This is a genomic window from Allokutzneria sp. NRRL B-24872 (assembly GCF_002155965.1).
Classification (GTDB): Bacteria; Actinomycetota; Actinomycetes; order Mycobacteriales; family Pseudonocardiaceae; genus Allokutzneria.
On sequence record NZ_MUMH01000076.1, the window covers coordinates 26,075 to 41,608 of the forward strand.

At 71.4% G+C, this 15,534-nt stretch carries 17 protein-coding genes and 1 pseudogene; 14 read left to right on the top strand and 4 right to left on the bottom strand.

What is annotated here, in order from left to right; translation table 11 throughout:
- Positions 1-3 precede the first annotated feature (3 nt).
- The 4 genes from CCN37_RS20580 (at position 4) to CCN37_RS20595 (ending at position 3,230) form a co-directional block, all read left to right on the top strand.
- Positions 4-825: a ribonuclease HII gene (locus tag CCN37_RS20580; protein WP_086823547.1), complete on the top strand. Its 822-nt coding sequence runs from the start codon at positions 4-6 to the stop codon at positions 823-825.
- Entirely contained in the window at positions 822-1,145 is a 324-nt protein-coding gene (locus tag CCN37_RS20585) for a DUF2469 domain-containing protein (protein WP_030430520.1), read from the top strand. Before CCN37_RS20580 ends, CCN37_RS20585 begins: the two co-directional genes overlap by 4 nt.
- Positions 1,146-1,346: 201 nt before the next feature.
- Positions 1,347-1,718: a YraN family protein gene (locus CCN37_RS20590; RefSeq protein WP_246843194.1), complete on the top strand. Its 372-nt coding sequence runs from the start codon at positions 1,347-1,349 to the stop codon at positions 1,716-1,718.
- Positions 1,719-3,230 carry a YifB family Mg chelatase-like AAA ATPase gene (locus CCN37_RS20595; RefSeq protein WP_086823553.1) on the top strand — a complete coding sequence of 504 codons (1,512 nt, stop codon included), beginning with the start codon at positions 1,719-1,721 and terminating at the stop codon, positions 3,228-3,230. It abuts the gene before it with no gap.
- 5 nt (positions 3,231-3,235) lie between these two features.
- Here the strand turns inward: CCN37_RS20595 and CCN37_RS20600 are convergent, their stop codons facing one another.
- Positions 3,236-3,847: an amino acid transporter gene (locus CCN37_RS20600; protein ID WP_086823556.1), complete on the bottom strand. Its 612-nt coding sequence runs from the start codon at positions 3,845-3,847 to the stop codon at positions 3,236-3,238.
- 41 nt (positions 3,848-3,888) lie between these two features.
- Here CCN37_RS20600 and dprA point away from each other — a divergent pair, with 41 nt between their 5' ends.
- From dprA to CCN37_RS20620, 4 genes and pseudogenes are all read left to right on the top strand, one after another.
- On the top strand, positions 3,889-5,079 hold the full coding sequence (gene dprA / locus CCN37_RS20605; protein WP_246843196.1) for a DNA-processing protein DprA: 1,191 nt from the start codon (positions 3,889-3,891) through the stop codon (positions 5,077-5,079).
- A 234-nt stretch (positions 5,080-5,313) separates the two neighbouring features.
- Positions 5,314-5,508: pseudogene (locus CCN37_RS20610) on the top strand (site-specific integrase); the annotation flags it as partial.
- A 270-nt stretch (positions 5,509-5,778) separates the two neighbouring features.
- Positions 5,779-6,618: a tyrosine recombinase XerC gene (locus tag CCN37_RS20615; RefSeq protein WP_086823629.1), complete on the top strand. Its 840-nt coding sequence runs from the start codon at positions 5,779-5,781 to the stop codon at positions 6,616-6,618.
- A 265-nt stretch (positions 6,619-6,883) separates the two neighbouring features.
- Complete coding sequence (locus tag CCN37_RS20620; protein WP_086823627.1) at positions 6,884-7,804, top strand: FliA/WhiG family RNA polymerase sigma factor; 921 nt, start codon at positions 6,884-6,886, stop codon at positions 7,802-7,804.
- Between the two features lie 15 nt (positions 7,805-7,819).
- Here the strand turns inward: CCN37_RS20620 and CCN37_RS20625 are convergent, their stop codons facing one another.
- Entirely contained in the window at positions 7,820-8,329 is a 510-nt protein-coding gene (locus CCN37_RS20625; protein ID WP_168200763.1) for a M23 family metallopeptidase, read from the bottom strand.
- A 353-nt stretch (positions 8,330-8,682) separates the two neighbouring features.
- Here CCN37_RS20625 and rpsB point away from each other — a divergent pair, with 353 nt between their 5' ends.
- The 5 genes from rpsB (at position 8,683) to CCN37_RS20650 (ending at position 12,846) form a co-directional block, all read left to right on the top strand.
- A complete protein-coding gene (rpsB, locus tag CCN37_RS20630; protein ID WP_086823562.1) occupies positions 8,683-9,519 on the top strand; it encodes a 30S ribosomal protein S2 in 837 nt (278 codons plus the stop codon).
- 107 nt (positions 9,520-9,626) lie between these two features.
- Positions 9,627-10,442, top strand: a complete 816-nt coding sequence (tsf, locus tag CCN37_RS20635) for a translation elongation factor Ts (RefSeq protein ID WP_086823565.1) — start codon at positions 9,627-9,629, stop codon at positions 10,440-10,442.
- A gap of 153 nt (positions 10,443-10,595) precedes the next feature.
- The gene (gene pyrH, locus CCN37_RS20640) at positions 10,596-11,330 is read left to right on the top strand and encodes a UMP kinase (RefSeq protein ID WP_086823631.1); all 735 of its coding nucleotides are present in this window, start codon (positions 10,596-10,598) and stop codon (positions 11,328-11,330) included.
- A 49-nt stretch (positions 11,331-11,379) separates the two neighbouring features.
- Positions 11,380-11,937, top strand: coding sequence for a ribosome recycling factor (gene frr / locus CCN37_RS20645; protein WP_086823569.1), 558 nt, complete (start codon positions 11,380-11,382; stop codon positions 11,935-11,937).
- Between the two features lie 24 nt (positions 11,938-11,961).
- Positions 11,962-12,846 carry a phosphatidate cytidylyltransferase gene (locus tag CCN37_RS20650; RefSeq protein ID WP_086823572.1) on the top strand — a complete coding sequence of 295 codons (885 nt, stop codon included), beginning with the start codon at positions 11,962-11,964 and terminating at the stop codon, positions 12,844-12,846.
- Between the two features lie 8 nt (positions 12,847-12,854).
- Here CCN37_RS20650 and CCN37_RS20655 read toward each other — a convergent pair whose 3' ends face one another.
- A complete protein-coding gene (locus tag CCN37_RS20655) occupies positions 12,855-13,691 on the bottom strand; it encodes a VOC family protein (RefSeq protein ID WP_086823574.1) in 837 nt (278 codons plus the stop codon).
- Between the two features lie 324 nt (positions 13,692-14,015).
- Between CCN37_RS20655 and CCN37_RS20660 the strand changes: the two genes are divergently transcribed.
- Positions 14,016-14,762, top strand: coding sequence for a class I SAM-dependent methyltransferase (locus CCN37_RS20660; RefSeq protein WP_246843197.1), 747 nt, complete (start codon positions 14,016-14,018; stop codon positions 14,760-14,762).
- Between the two features lie 4 nt (positions 14,763-14,766).
- Here the strand turns inward: CCN37_RS20660 and CCN37_RS20665 are convergent, their stop codons facing one another.
- Complete coding sequence (locus tag CCN37_RS20665; RefSeq protein WP_086823577.1) at positions 14,767-15,498, bottom strand: PadR family transcriptional regulator; 732 nt, start codon at positions 15,496-15,498, stop codon at positions 14,767-14,769.
- Between the last annotated feature and the right edge of the window lie 36 nt (positions 15,499-15,534).

Consider the following 15,534-nt stretch of genomic DNA (forward strand, 5'->3'; position numbering starts at 1 on the left):
CTGATGACAGCTCTCGTGCGCACCGCCCCCGGTGCCCGGCTGCCCGTGCCGAGGCCACCGAGGGCGGTTGTGCGTTCCAGCACCGGGACCTGGGCGCTGCAGTCGACCCTCGCCCGCAGGGGCCTGGGGCCGGTCGCCGGGGTGGACGAGGCGGGGCGGGGCGCGTGCGCCGGTCCGCTCGTCATCGCCTCCTGCGTGCTGCGCCCGGGCGACGTGCGGCGCCTGGAAGGGCTCAACGACTCCAAGCTGATGACCGTGGCCGCCCGGGACCGGATGTACGACCTCGTCCTGCAGCGGGCCGCTGACCACGCGGTCGTGGTGGTCGACGCCGCCGAGGTCGACTGCATCGGGGTGCACGTGGCCAACATCGAGGGCATGCGGCGCGCCGTCGCCCGGCTCGCCGAGCACCCCGGCTACGTGCTGACCGACGGGTTCCGGGTTCCCGGGCTGACCGCGCCGAGCGTGGCCGTGGTCAAGGGCGACCAGGCCGCCGCGTGCGTCGCGGCCGCCTCGGTGCTGGCGAAGGTGACCAGGGACCGCATCATGGCCGGAATGCACGAGGATCTGCCGGTGTTCGGATTTGACGTGCACAAGGGCTACGCGACCGCCGACCACTCGGCCGCGCTGCTCAAACACGGGCCGAGTGACCAGCACCGGTGGTCCTATGCCAACGTGGTGGCGGCGGCTGCCGAGCACGGCATGCGCGCGCCGCGCCGGGTCAGATCAGGGCTGCTGCACTTGGATCGAGCCGGAGTGGTTCAGAATGGGGTGCCCCCCGTGCCCGGGGTGGCAGGCTCGCAAGCAGGAGGGGCGCGGACCGCATGAGCGCGGAGGATCTCGAGAAGTACGAGACCGAGATGGAGCTGCAGCTCTACAAGGAGTACCGCGACATAGTCAGTCAGTTCTCCTATGTCGTGGAGACGGAGCGCCGCTTCTACCTGGCCAACGCCGTTGACGTGCAGGTGCGCAACGCCGACGGCGAGGTGTACTTCGAGGTGCGGATGTCCGACGCCTGGGTGTGGGACATGTACCGGCCCGCCCGGTTCGTGAAGAACGTCCGGGTGATCACGTTCAAGGACGTCAACGTCGAGGAGCTGGACAAGCCGGATCTGCGGCTGCCGGAGCCCGGGCCGTTCGGCCAGTAACCACTCGGTTCTTCCCGTCAGGGGCGCGTGCGCACAGCACGCGCCCCTGACTCTTTCGCGCCCTTCGCGGACCTGATGCGGCTGGTTGTCCACATCGGTGGTGGTTGTCCACAGATCGCTCCCGAGCGGCTCTGGGCGCTCCGTGGATGCCGCATCGTCGAGGTGGGACTCGTCGAGGTGGGACTCGCGGGAGGAGGCAGTGTGGGGACGCGACGTGGAGCGGCCAACCAGGAGCTGGGACGCAGGGGTGAGGACCTCGCCGTCTGCTACCTCGAACGCCAGGGCATGGTGGTGCTGAGCCGCAACTGGCGGTGTCGCCTCGGTGAGCTGGACGTGGTGGCCAGCGATGGCGAGACGCTGGTGGTGTGCGAGGTGAAGACCCGCTCCGACACCGGGTTCGGCCGCCCGGAGGAGGCGGTCACCCAGGCGAAGCTGCGCCGGATGAGGGTGTTGGCCCAGCAGTGGCTGTCGGTCCACCGCGTCGGGTGGTGCGCGATCCGCTGCGACGTGGTCGCGGTGCTGTGCCGCCCGGACGGCAGGACTTTCATCGACCACCGGCGCGGGGTGGTCTGAGTGGGACTGGCGAGAGCGTGGTCCGTCGCGTTGTTCGGGGTGGACGGCGTCGCGGTGGAGGTGGAGGCCGACATCGGCGCGGGCCTGCCCGCCGTGCGGTTGGTCGGTCTGCCCGACGCGGCGTTGCAACAGGCCAAGGAGCGCGTGCGGGCGGCGGTGCGCAACAGCGGCGAGCAGTGGCCGGCGCACCGGATCACGCTGGGGCTCTCCCCGGCTGCTCTGCCCAAGGGCGGTTCCGGCTACGACCTGGCGATCGCCTGCGCGATCCTGGCCGCTGCCAAGGCGATTCCGGCGGACGTGCTGGACGGCTTCGCGCTGATCGGTGAACTGGCGCTCGACGGCAGGGTACGACCGGTTCGCGGTGTGCTGCCCGGCCTGTTGGCGGCGCGCAGGGCCGGGCTGAGCGAGGCCATCGTCCCCGCGGAGGCGCTTCCCGAGGCCGGCCTGGTGGACGGCATGCGGGTCTTCGGGGCGCATCGGCTCGACGAGGTCCTGGCCTGCCTGCGCGGCGAACACAGCCTGGAGACCCCGCCTGAGCGGGCTCCGGCCAAGCGGACGTCCGCGGTCGATCTCGCCGATGTGCTCGGTCAACCCGAGGCCCGGTGGGCGTTGGAGGTGGCGGCCGCTGGCGGGCACCACCTGCTGTTCGTGGGGCCGCCTGGCACCGGCAAGACCATGCTGGCTCAACGGCTGTGCGGACTTCTGCCGGAGCTGACGCCGGAGCAGGCGTTGGAGGTCACCGCGATCCATTCCGTCGCAGGCGCACTGGCGGCCGATGCGCCGCTGATCGACTCGCCGCCCTTCGTCGCCCCGCACCACTCGCTCTCGGTTCCCGCGATGGTCGGTGGAGGCACAGGACTGGCCAAGCCGGGTGCGGTCAGTCGGGCGCACCGCGGCGTGCTGTTCCTGGACGAGGCCTGCGAGTTCGGACCGCATCGACTGGAGACGCTGCGCACGGCGTTGGAGGAGGGCGAGGTTCGGCTGGCGCGGCGCGACGGCGTGGTCCGGTATCCCGCTCGGTTCCAGCTCGTGCTGGCGACCAATCCGTGCCCGTGCGCTCCGCCCAGGGACACCGAGTGCTTGTGCCCGCCGAACGCTCGCCGCCGCTACCTGGCCCGATTGTCCGGCCCGTTGCTGGACCGCGTGGACATCCGGGTGCGGATGCGCCCGCTCACCGCGATGTCCGCCTGCGACGGCTCCGAGCCCGAGCCGACTTCGGTCGTGCGCGAACGCGTGCAGGAAGCGCGGCGGCGTGCTGCGCACCGGTGGTCCGCCTACGGGTTGGGCTCGAACGCCGAGGTGCCGGGAACCGTGCTGCGGCGGGACTTCCCGTTGGCGCGTGAAGCGATCGAGCTCTTGGACCACGGACTGGACATCGGCGTGGTGACCGGCCGAGGTGCCGACAGGTGCTTGCGGGTGGCTTGGACGCTCGCCGATCTGGCTGGGCTCGACAAGCCAGGGGTGGACGAGGTGGCTTCAGCGCTGGAGTTCCGCGATCGGAGGTCGGCGTGACTCGCTCAGCCGTGATCGAGCGACAGTTCCCGCCAGGGATGCCCCTTCGGCATGGCGTCGCTGAGCCACCGCCGTTGGTCGGCGCCCAGGTGCGGGAGCACAGCGAGGAAGTCCTGCTCGTCCTTGGCGCGCATGCCCCGGGACTTGTAGAACAGCTGGATCTCCGGTCGCAGGAACGGCAATCCTCCGGTGGTGACCTGGCCGATCTCCGCCAGCGGGCGGCGAATTCCGTTGCCCCTCCGCGAGATCCACTCGGTGCCGCGCGACTCGTCGATCATCAGCTGGACGCGCCACGGCGCTTCCGCGCTCTGCCTGCACCACACGTCGTGCACGGTCGGCGGCAGCACCTCGCCGGGCGGCCACCGGCGCAGCGTTCCCGGTGGGTCCGCCGCCCACAGTTCCCACCCTGGGAGGACGTCGTGCGCTCCGAGGTGGTGTTCGCGCAGGACCAGCACGTCGATGTCGGCGTGCGGGCGCATTCCGTCCACAGTGGACGGATTGATGGCGAACTCGATCGCCCAGCCCCCGGCGATCCACCACGGTCCCCGGAAGGCCGCGAACAGCGCGCCGACCTCCGCCGGGGTGGCGGGTTCCCACCTGCCCAAGTCCTCGCCCATGACCCCAGCCTGCCGGACGGCGTCGCGCGCGGGAGGCCGATGTGACCGGCGCGCTGCCCTCCGTCGAGGTGGCCAGGGCCTACCTGTCGCGCGTCGCGGAGCCTCCCGCGCCCTCGCTCGTCGCTTTCGTGGCCCTGCACGGTCCACAGCGGGCGGCCGTGCTGATCCGGTCCGGTGAGGTGCCCGCGGAGGTGGCGAAGGTGACCAGCGCGCGCGCCGAGATCTGGCGTCCGGACGCGGACCTCCGCGCCGCGGCAGCGACTGGTGCTCGGCTGGTCGTGCCGGAGGACGACGGATGGCCCGCGTGGCGGTTGCTGTCCTTCACCGCCGCGGCGATCCGAGGACGCGCGGACGCCGCCGAGCCGGTGGCGCTGTGGGTGCGCGGTGACCCCGACCTCGCCGAGCTGACCGAGCAGTCCGTCGCGATCGTCGGAGCGCGGGCGGCGACCGGCTACGGCGAGCACGTCTCCGCCGAGTTCGCGCACGGCTTGGCGCGGCGTGGGTTCACGGTGATCTCCGGTGCCGCGTACGGCATCGACGGCGCCGCGCACGGTGGTGCCCTCGCCGCCGATGGTCGGACGGTGGCGGTGCTGGGCTGCGGTGTCGACGTCCCTTACCCGGCGGGGCACGCGCGTCTGCTCGATCGGATCGCCGCTGCCGGAGCGGTGGTCAGCGAGTACCCGCCGGGCACGAGGGTCGGGCGGCATCGGTTCCTCGTGCGCAACAGGCTGATCGCCGCGCTGGCGGAGGGCACCGTCGTGGTGGAGGCCGGGCTGCGCAGCGGCGCCAGCAACACCGCCGCCACCGCGCGCACGCTCGGCCGGATGGTGCTCGCCGTGCCCGGGCCCATCACCTCGGCGATGTCGGTCGGGTGCCACGCGATGCTGCGCGAGGGCGAGGCCCAGGCGGTCACCAGCGTCGCCGAGGTCGCGGAGTCCATCGGCAGGATCGGCGGCGACCTCACCGTGGAGGCCGACGCTCCGGTCCGCCCGACCGACTCGCTCGACCCGCGTTCGTTGCGCGTGCACCAGGCGTTGCACGAGCGCACGGGCAGCAGCCCCGAGCAGGTGTCGATGGAGGCGGGCATCCCACTCGGACAGGTGCGTGCCGTGCTGCCCATGCTGGAGATCGCCGGGCTCGCCCAGCGCGGTGACACAGGGTGGCGGCGGAGTTCCGGCCGCTCCGCGCCCTCCCAGGCGGGAGGAGGTGGACCCATCACCCCGACTACCTGAGCAAACGCGTGCCGAGCAGGTGAAGATCGTCGCCGTGGGTGTGGAAGTTTGCTCGGCCGGGCTACCCCCGGACGAGTGGTTGCCTGCGTCCACCTGTCGGTCAAGTGGTTGGCGTAGTCGCCCCTGGCCCCTACGGTGACCATGTGGCTGCCGTAGTCCCGACCCGCGAGGGCGCTGATCCACGAGGATCGGTGCGGCCCTCGCCCCGTTCCGGGACGTGGCGGTAGGCACGCCATGGACGCCCTCACTCACCGTCGGCCGTCCCGCGTCGACCTGGTCCGGCTCCGCGCCGACCTGCCCGGCGCGCTGGGCGCGGTGGTCGGCGACTTCGAACGCCACCTCGCGAGCGAGCGCGGCCTGTCCCCGAACACCGTGCGCGCCTACGTCGGCGACGTCGTCTCCCTGCTGGGCCACCTCGCCCACAAGGGCCAGCCCCACACCGGCGCGGCCCCGAGCGTTTCTGCCCAGGACGTCCAGGCTCGTGACGCGCGGCTCCACGTCGGCGCCGACCGCGACGACCAGGACAGCGTGAGGTGTGACGACGACACCCGCGATGACATGGCCGCTGACACGAGACGCAACGGCGACTCCGGCGGTGACGACGCCGGTAGCGGCGCTGCGACCGACGGCGCGACACGGCACAGCGATGCCGGTGGCGGTGCTGGCCGCGCGGCGCAGGGCGACGGTCGACACGTCGTGATGCGCGACGGCGTTGGACAGGGTGGCAACACCGCGCGCGGTGGCGTGGAGCGGGCTGGTGCGCGGGAACAGCTCGGTGTGTTGGACCTGACGGTGTTGCGGTCGTGGTTGGCCGCGCAGCGCTCCTCCGGCGCGGGGCGCACGACGCTGGCCAGGCGGTCGGCCTCGGCAAGGGTTTTCACGGCGTGGGCGGTGCGCGGCGGGCTCATGACCGCGGACCCGGGCGAGCGGCTGGCGTCGCCGCGAGCGCACCGGGAACTGCCGACGGTGCTGCGCGCGGAGCAGGCGGAGCAGGCGATGCGCGCGTCGGCGGCAGGGGCCGAGCAGGACGATCCGCTGGCTCTCCGTGACCACGCGGTGGTCGAGTTGTTGTACGCGAGCGGCATCCGAGTTTCCGAACTGTGCGGCCTCGACGTCGGCGACGTGGATCACTCGCGGCGGGTCGTGCGGGTGCTCGGCAAGGGCGGCAAGGAACGCTCCGTGCCCTACGGAGTGCCCGCGCAGAAGGCGCTCGACGACTGGCTGGCCAAGGGCAGGCCACTCCTGGCGAAGGGGGAACCACCAGCGGCTTTGTTTCTCGGAGCGCGTGGGCGGCGGCTGGACCCGCGCACCGCGCGGCGAGTCGTGCACGACGTGGTCGGTGCTGTTCCCGGTGCCGCGGACATGGGGCCGCACGGCCTGCGCCACACCGCGGCGACGCATTTGCTGGAAGGCGGAGCCGACCTCCGAAGCGTCCAGGAACTGCTCGGTCACGCTACGCTCGCAACAACGCAGCTTTACACCCACGTCACCGTCGAACGGCTGAAGGCGATCCATGACCGAACCCACCCCCGTTCCTAACGCTGCCGGGGGAGGGTCCCGCACGGCGACTGTGCCCACGACGTCCACGTCGCAGCAGGGCCAGCGGCGTCCTGCGCGGACCTATCACCCCGGCTCCGACGGGGACGACGAGACCGGCCGGACCCCTTCAGCGGCAACGGCTTCCGGCGTGCCCGCGCAGAGCGAGACCTCGCCGGCCGCGTCGGTCGACGCCGCCGCGGAGCCGCAGGCCACCGGAACGTCGAACACCGGAACTCCGAGCGCCGAGCCCGAGAGCGCCGCGCCCGTGAACTCCGAGCCTGCGGCCGCCGCGCCTGCGAGCACAGCGCCTGCGACCGCCGAGCCCGCGAAGACCGGGACCGCGAGTGCCGGGACGGCCAAGCCCGCCTCGAAGGCGAGCGGTGCGAAGACCACCTCCTCCTCCACTGAGCTGCGCAGCGCCGACGAGGTCGAGGCCGGGATCGTGGCGCTCTGGCGCGCCTACGGGGGCAGCCGCGCGCAGCCGCTGCGCGATCGCCTGGTGCTGCACTACGCGCCGCTGGTCAAGTACGTCGCCGGTCGTGTGGGTACCGGACTCCCCTCCTACGTCGACGTGGCGGACCTGGTGCAGTCGGGCATCTTCGGCCTCGTCGACGCGATCGAGAAGTTCGAGCCCGAGCGCGGCCTGAAGTTCGAGACCTACGCCATGCAGCGCATCCGGGGTGCGATCCTGGACGACCTGCGCGCCCAGGACTGGGTGCCGAGGTCGGTGCGCAGCAGGGCCCGCGACGTCGAGCGCGCCATCGAACGGCTCGAAGCCAGGCTCCAGCGCTCCGCGACGGACGCCGAGCTGTCCGAAGAACTCGGCATCACCGTCAGCGATCTGCGCGACCTGTACGCACAGCTCCAGCTCACCTCCGTCGTCGCACTGGACGAGCTGATCGCGGCGGGCCGGGGCAGCGCCTCGCTCGCCGAGACGTTGCCGGACGACCGCGCCGAGGACCCGGTCGCCTCGCTGGTCGACCAGGACGGCAAGCGCCAGCTCGCCGACGCCATCGCGCAGCTCTCCGAACGCGACCGCGTCGTGGTCACGCTCTACTACTTCGAGAACCTGACCCTGGCGGAGATCGGCAAGGTGCTCGGCGTGACCGAGTCCCGCGTCTGCCAGCTGCACACCCGCGCCGTGCTGCGGCTGCGCACCAAGCTCTCGGAGCAGTCGGACGGCTGAGCGCCGACGTGTCGCCTAGCGCCGCGTGCCGTCCCATGGCAGCAGGCGCAGTGCTGGGCGCCGGAGCAGGCGGAGCGGATCGAGGTAGTCCTCGTCGCGCCGCACACCCCAGTGCAGGCAGGCCGGTGGGCCACGGCACCCCGCGTGACCGGGCTGGAGCGTGCCGATCACCGCGCCGCGCACGATCACCGCGCCCGCTGTGACCGCTGGCGTCAGTGGTTCGTAGGTGGTCCTCAGACCGTTGGGGTGGTCGATGGACACCACGCCGTGCCCTGCCACCTGACCTGCGAACGCGATCGTGCCGTCACCCGCCGCGAGCACCGGCTGCTCGGGCGTTCCCGCCAGGTCCACGCCGCGGTGACCCGGCGCGTAGCGGTGCGCCGGGCGCTCGAAGTGACGGTGGACGATCGGTGTTCCCGCCTGCGGCCAGCCGAAGCCCGACGACGGCGCGAGGCTCGTCGGTGCGGGGACCCGCGGCAGGAGCAGGAGGGTGGCCAGCAGCAGGGGAGCGAGGTGCGTTGGCATGGGCTCCACTGTCGCTCGGTGGAGGTGGGGGAGCGGGCGGCGCGGGCGGATCTGTGGATGGACTGGGCGGTTGTGGACAACTGGCCGCATCTGGTGGGGCCGCGTTTTCCTCGTCCGGTCCGGGGTGAGTACACTCGGTTCGCGGTCTGTACTGCACAGATCGACTTCGCGTGCTACTGCGGGTCCCGATTCACCGGGGCGCGGCGCCCGGGGGTCCGACGGAGGGGTTCGCGCTCCTCGTTCGGTCCGGGTGACGGCAGGGCACCAGGGCGGTGACCGGCCCGGTCCCCGCGACAACCCACCCGCGCGTGGGGCAAGGCCCGACGCGCTGATCACATGAGGTGTGAAACGGCATGGCCGTCGTCACCATGAAGCAGCTGCTCGACAGCGGCGTGCACTTCGGACACCAGACCCGTCGCTGGAACCCGAAGATGAAGCGCTACATCCTGACCGAGCGCAACGGCATCTACATCATCGACCTGCAGCAGACGCTGACCTACATCGACCGCGCCTTCGAGTTCATCAAGGAGACGGTCGCCCACGGCGGCACCATCCTGTTCGTCGGCACCAAGAAGCAGGCTCAGGAGGCCATCTCCGAGCAGGCGCTGCGCGTCGGGATGCCGTTCGTCAACCAGCGCTGGCTGGGCGGCATGCTCACCAACTTCACCACCGTGCACAAGCGCCTCCAGCGCCTCAAGGAGCTGGAGTCCATGGAGCAGACCGGTGGCTTCCAGGGTCGCACCAAGAAGGAAATCCTCATGCTCACGCGTGAGAAGGACAAGCTGGAGAAGACCCTCGGCGGTATCCGCGACATGCAGAAGGTGCCCAGCGCCGTCTGGATCGTGGACACCAAGAAGGAGCACATCGCCGTCGGCGAGGCGCGCAAGCTGAACATCCCGGTCGTCGCGATCCTCGACACCAACTGCGACCCGGACGAGGTCGACTTCCCGATCCCGGGCAACGACGACGCGATCCGCTCCGCCGCGCTGCTGACCCGCGTGGTCGCCGACGGTGTCGCCGAGGGCCTGATGTCCCGCTCCGGCCGCAACACCGCCGCCGCCGAGGGCGCTGACAAGCCCGAGGCCGGCGTCGCCAGCGAGGAGCCGCTCGCCGAGTGGGAGCAGGAGCTGCTGACCCCGGCCACGGCCGACGCCGGTGCCTCCGCGGGCGGCGACTCCGCCCAGGCCTGACCGCAGGCGCGCCCCGTCCGTCCCCGTGACGGGCGGGGCGCCCGGTCGGACCCACCCAGCAAGAGCACATCCCTCCACGTAGGCGATCAAGGACGGAACACAGCACCATGGGGAACTACACCGCGGCCGACGTCAAGCGGCTCCGCGAGCTGACCGGCTCCGGCATGATGGACTGCAAGAAGGCGCTCGAGGAGTCCGCGGGCGACTTCGACAAGGCCGTCGAGCTGCTGCGCATCAAGGGCGCCAAGGACGTGGGCAAGCGCGCCGAGCGCACCACCGCCAACGGCCTGGTCGCCGCTGACGGCGGCGTCATGGTCGAGCTGCGCTGCGAGACCGACTTCGTCGCCAAGAACGACGCCTTCCAGGCGCTGGCGAACAAGATCGTCGCCGTCGCCAAGGCCAACAAGCCGGCCGACGTGGAGACCCTCAAGGGCCTCGACGTCGACGGCCAGACCGTCGCCGAGGCCGTGCACGACCTCTCCGCCAAGATCGGCGAGAAGCTGGAGCTGCACCGCGTCGTCGTCTTCGAGGGCGTCGTCAGCACCTACCTGCACCGTCGCTCCTCCGACCTGCCGCCCGCCGTCGGCGTGCTGGTCGAGTTCACCGGCGAGGGCGACGAGGTCGCCCGCGGCACCGCGCTGCAGATCGCCGCGATGAAGCCGCGCTACGTCACCCGCGAGGAGGTGCCCGCCGACCTCGTCGCCCACGAGCGCGAGATCGCGGAGAAGACCGCCCGCGAGGAGGGCAAGCCGGAAGCCGCCCTTTCGAAGATCGTCGAGGGTCGCCTCAACGGCTTCTTCAAGGACGTCGTGCTGATGGAGCAGTCCTCCGTGCAGGACTCCAAGAAGACCGTGAAGGCCCTGCTCTCCGACGCGGGCGTGACCGTCACCCGGTTCGCGCGCTTCGAGGTCGGCCAGAACTGAGTCAGCAGGGGGCGGGGTTGCTGCGCGCGTCACGCCGCGGCGGCCCCGCCCTCGGCACGTGTGCCACCCGTGGCGCACGGATCGCGCAACCGACAGACCACGACCCCGCCGAGGCGGGACGCGAGGAGGACTGACGTGAGCTCCGACGACGTGATGCTGCACCCGCCCTACAAGAGGGTGCTGCTCAAGCTCGGCGGCGAGATGTTCGGCGGGGGCTCCGTCGGTGTCGACCCCGACGTCGTGGAAACCGTCGCCACCCAGATCGCGGACGTGGTCCGCACCGGCGTGCAGGTGGCCGTCGTCATCGGCGGCGGCAACTTCTTCCGGGGCGCGGAGCTCCAGCAGCGCGGCATGGAGCGCGACCGCGCCGACTACATGGCGATGCTCGGCACGGTGATGAACTGCCTGGCGCTGCAGGACTTCCTGGAGAAGCTCGGCATCGACACCCGCGTGCAGACCGCCATCACGATGGGCCAGGTCGCCGAGCCCTACATCCCGCGCAAGGCCGAGCGGCACCTGGAGAAGGGCCGCGTGGTCATCTTCGGCGCCGGCGTTGGCATGCCCTACTTCTCCACCGACACCGCCGCCGCCCAGCGCGCGCTGGAGATCGGCTGCGAGGTCGTGCTGATGGCCAAGGGCGTTGACGGCGTCTACACCGCCGACCCCAAGAAGGACGCGCGCGCCGAGCGCTTCGACCAGATCTCCCACCAGGAGGTCCTGGTGCGCGGCCTGGAGGTCGCCGACGCGACGGCGTTCAGCCTCTGCAAGGACAACGCCATGCCGATCCTGGTCTTCAACCTCTTGGTGGAGGGCAACATCGCGCGCGCGGTGCGTGGTGAGAAGATCGGCACGCTGGTGAGCACCCCCGCCGAGCCGGTCCCGGCGTGAGCAGCGCCAACGCCAGCCGCTCCATCGGCACGCACACTAAGGAGAAGCCGTGATCGACGAGACTCTCTTCGACGCCGAGGAGAAGATGGACAAGGCGGTGACGGTCGCCAAGGAGCAGCTCCAGTCGGTGCGCACCGGTCGCGCGACCCCCTCCATGTTCTCGCGCATCCACATCGAGTACTACGGGGCGCCGACGCCGCTGAACCAGATGGCCAGCGTGAACATCCCCGAGGCGCGGATGGCCGTGATCAAGCCCTACGACGCGAGCCAGCTGGGCGCCATCGAGAAGGCGATCCGGGTCTCCGACCTCGGCGTGAACCCGACCAACGACGGCGCGGTGATCCGGGTGATCATCCCGCAGCTCTCCGAGGAGCGCCGCCGGGAGATGGTCAAGGTCGCCAAGACCAAGGGCGAGGACGCCAAGATCTCCATCCGCAACGTCCGCCGCAAGGCCAAGGAGGAGCTCGACCGCATCGTCAAGGACGGTGAGGCGGGCGAGGACGAGGGCGCGCGCGCGGAGAAGGAACTCCAGGAACTCACCGACAAGTACGTCGCCCAGGTCGAGGTGCTGGTCAAGCACAAGGAAGCCGAGCTGCTCGAGGTATGACCCACTCCTTCCTCCCCCAGCGCGTTGGCCGGGGATCGTGAGAGCACGTCCGGCGCGTCGGGTGACGCGCCGGACGGCGGCTCCGGCAAGCCAGCGTCCCGGGCCGGGCGCAACCTCGGTGCCGCGATCGGCGTCGGGGTCGCGCTCGGCGCGGTCATCCTGCTCACCCTGCTGACCTACCGGCACTCCTTCATCGCGGTGATCGCCGCGGCGGTCGCCGTCTCCACCTGGGAGCTCGCGGGCGCGCTCAAGCGCAGCCGGGGCATCTCGGTGGCGCTGCTGCCGGTGCTGGTCGGCGGGCAGGCGATGCTGTGGCTGTCCTGGCCGTTCGGCAGGGACGGCGTGCTCGCCGCGTTCGTCGTGACGATCCTGGCGTGCCTGGTCTGGCGCTTCCGGGGTGGCCAGGACGGCTTCGTCCGCGATGTCACCGCATCGGTGTTCACCGCCGCCTACGTGCCGCTGTTCGCCGCGTTCGCCGCGATGCTGGTGCTGCCGGAGGACGGCGTCGGCCGGGTGATCGCGTTCATCGTCGGCGTGGTGGCCTCCGACACCGGCGGCTACGCGGCCGGGGTGTTCTTCGGCAAGCACCCCATGGCGCCGAGGATCAGCCCGAAGAAGTCCTGGGAGGGCTTCGCCGGATCGCTGGTCGCGGGCATGGTCGCGGGCGCCCTGAGCCTGACGCTGATGCTGGACGGCCAGTGGTGGCAGGGCGTGCTCTTCGGCATCGCGCTGGTGGTCACGGCGACGGCGGGAGACCTCGCGGAGTCGCTGATCAAGCGCGACCTGGGGATCAAGGACATGGGCACGCTGCTGCCCGGCCACGGCGGGCTGATGGACCGGATGGACTCGCTGCTGCCCTCGGCCGTGGTGTCGTGGCTGCTGCTCAGCCTGTTCGTGCCGGTGCTCTAGCGCCGACCTCAGTCGTCGAAGCGCTCGTCGTAGTAGCGCACGATCGCGCGCCTGGACGGGTCGATCACGGAGAACGTCGCGCCGCCCGGATCGCGCAGCACCGCGGTCCGGCCGTACGGCGAGTCGAAGGGGTCCACCTCGATCGCGCCGTCCAGCATGAGCGCGCGGTCGGCGGTGACGTCCGTGCCGATCCTGGGGCTGACGTTGAAGTAGATCATCCAGTGCGGCGGGACCTCGGCGGGGTAGTCGGCGCCCATCGCGAGCCTGCCCAGGTACGGCTTCCCCTGCAGCCACCACGTCGTGTAGTTGAACCGCTTGCCGTCACCGACCTGGCGCGGGCTGAAGGCGAACAGCGTTGCGAAGAACGAGTCCGCCCGGAGCGCGAAGTGGGTGTTCAGGTCGGCCCAGCCGAAGGTGCCCGGCCTGCGCGTGACGAAGCGCCACGGGCGGGTCGGCTGCCAGAGGCCGACGCGCGCGCCGCTGGGGTCGTCGAGCACGAGCAGGGAACCGTGCCCCTCGATGTCCAGCGGTCCGTAGTGGACCTTCCCGCCGAGCCTGCGCACCCGCCCGCTCGCGGTCTCGATGCGCCGCATGCGGAGATAGAGGTTCCACGCAGGCGCGTCGCTGAGGCGGTTCGGCAGCTCGTGCAGACCCGCGACGGGGTGGCCGTCGAGCATCGCGAAGGTGTAGTCGCCGATCGCGGGATGGCGCTCGGTCTCGTACTCCCAACCGAACAGCTCGGCGTAGAACTCTTTGCTGGCTTCGAGATCATGGGTCGAGACGTCCACCCAGGACGGTGTTCCGCTGACCGGGTCATGAGCGCTGTGCGGCATCGGGCTGGCCACGGCGACCTCCTGGGCGAGCAGGCGAGATCGGCTATTGATCAACGGTACGCCGGACAATTCCCCACGCGGTGCCTCCATTTGGGCGGGATTGCGACACCACTGTCTCAATTGGTCGGTCCGGTAATCGTGATCTCAGCCGCCCGAGGCGCTCGGCCGCCAAGCGGGCGACCCACTCCCACCGCTGGACGCCGCCCAACTGGCGGGCCAGCCGTGCGCGAGCGCAGTGCTGCTCGGTCTCCCGTTGCTGGGAGCTGACGGAGGCGTACTCGGGCAGTCGCATGACGTGCTCGCTCTCTCGTGGGGGAATTCGCATACCTTGGTGTGGTGCGGAACTACGTGCGCGCCGCGCTCGCCGGTGTGCGCCCGGCGGCGGTGGTGCCCAGCCCCAACATCTGGAACTGGCCCGAGGTCTACGAGGTCGAGAACCAGGCGCAGGACGACGGGGGCGTGATCTGGAGCGCGCTGCGCGAGGACTGCCCCTTCGCGGGGCTGGACGTCGTCGACGTCGGCTGCGGGGACGGCTTCCACCTGCCGGAGTTCGCCGCGAGCGCGCGGGGAGTGGTCGGCGTGGAGCCGCACCGGCCGCTGCTGCGCCGGGCGCGGCAGCGGATCGCGGGACTGACCAATGTGGAGCTGCGGCACGGTTCGGCGGAGCGGTTACCGCTCGCTGACGGCAGCGCCGATGTGGTGCACGCGCGGACCGCGTACTTCTTCGGCCCCGGTTGCGAGCGCGGGATGGCCGAGGCGGATCGGGTGCTGCGCCCCGGCGGCGCGCTCGTGATCGTCGACCTCGACGCCACGAGCGCGCCGTACGGGACGTGGTTGCGCGAGGACCTGCCGGGCTACGACCCCGTGGAGATCGAGGAGTTCTTCACCGCGCAGGGTTTCTCGTGCCGGGCCTTGGCGACGCGGTGGCGCTTCCAGGACCGCGAGAGCTTGGCGGCGGTGCTGCGGATCGAGTTCTCCCCGTCCGTGGCCGAACGGGCGATCGCGCAGACCGCCGGGCTCACGCTGCCGGTCGGCTACCGCATGAGGGTGCGGCGCAAGCCGACCGGCCTGCTGCTGGCGTGAGGGCTCACTCCTCGTCGGGCTGGTCCTCCAGCGAACCGTGCTCGGCGAGCAGCGTGTAGATCTCCCGGCGGGCTTCCTTCAGGATGCCGACCAGCCTGCCCTGGTCCTCGGCCGGAATGGCGTAGGCCGCCTGCTGGAGCGCCATCTTGAACTGGCCGTAGGCCTCGCGCAGCTGCTTCTCGGCCGGGCTGACGGGGTTGGTGAGCCCGCCCCACAGCTCCTCGGTGTCGATCTTCTCCGCTTCCGCGCGACCGGCGTCGGTGAGCGTGTGCAGCCTGCGTCCCTCCGAGTCCTCGGTGGTGATGAGCCCTTCGTCGGTGAGCATCTGCAGGGTCGGGTAGACCGAGCCGGGGCTGGGCTTCCACGAGCCCTCCGAGCGCTCGGCGATCTCCTGGATCATCTCGTAGCCGTGCATGGGGCGTTCGGTGAGCAGCGCGAGCAGTGCCGCGCGCACGTTGCCCCTGCGCCGCCTGCCGCCGGGGCCGCCGTGCGGGCCACCCCGTCCTCGGCCGCGTTCCCAACCGGGGCCGCCGCCCCAGCCTGGCCGGCCACCCCATCCGGGAGGGGCCGGGGGGCCAGGGGGGAACGGCGGCGGGCCGCCGAAGGGATCGTGGTCGCCCGGGAAGCCGAAGCCGCCGCCGGGACCGCCACGGGCCTGCGGGGCGAAGCCGAAGTGCTGGTGCTGCGGACCCCACTCGGGGCCGAAGCGGTGGTTGTGGTGAGTGTGCGGGTGCATGAGGTCCTCCTCTGATGGTGTCGGTCACCCTGACCG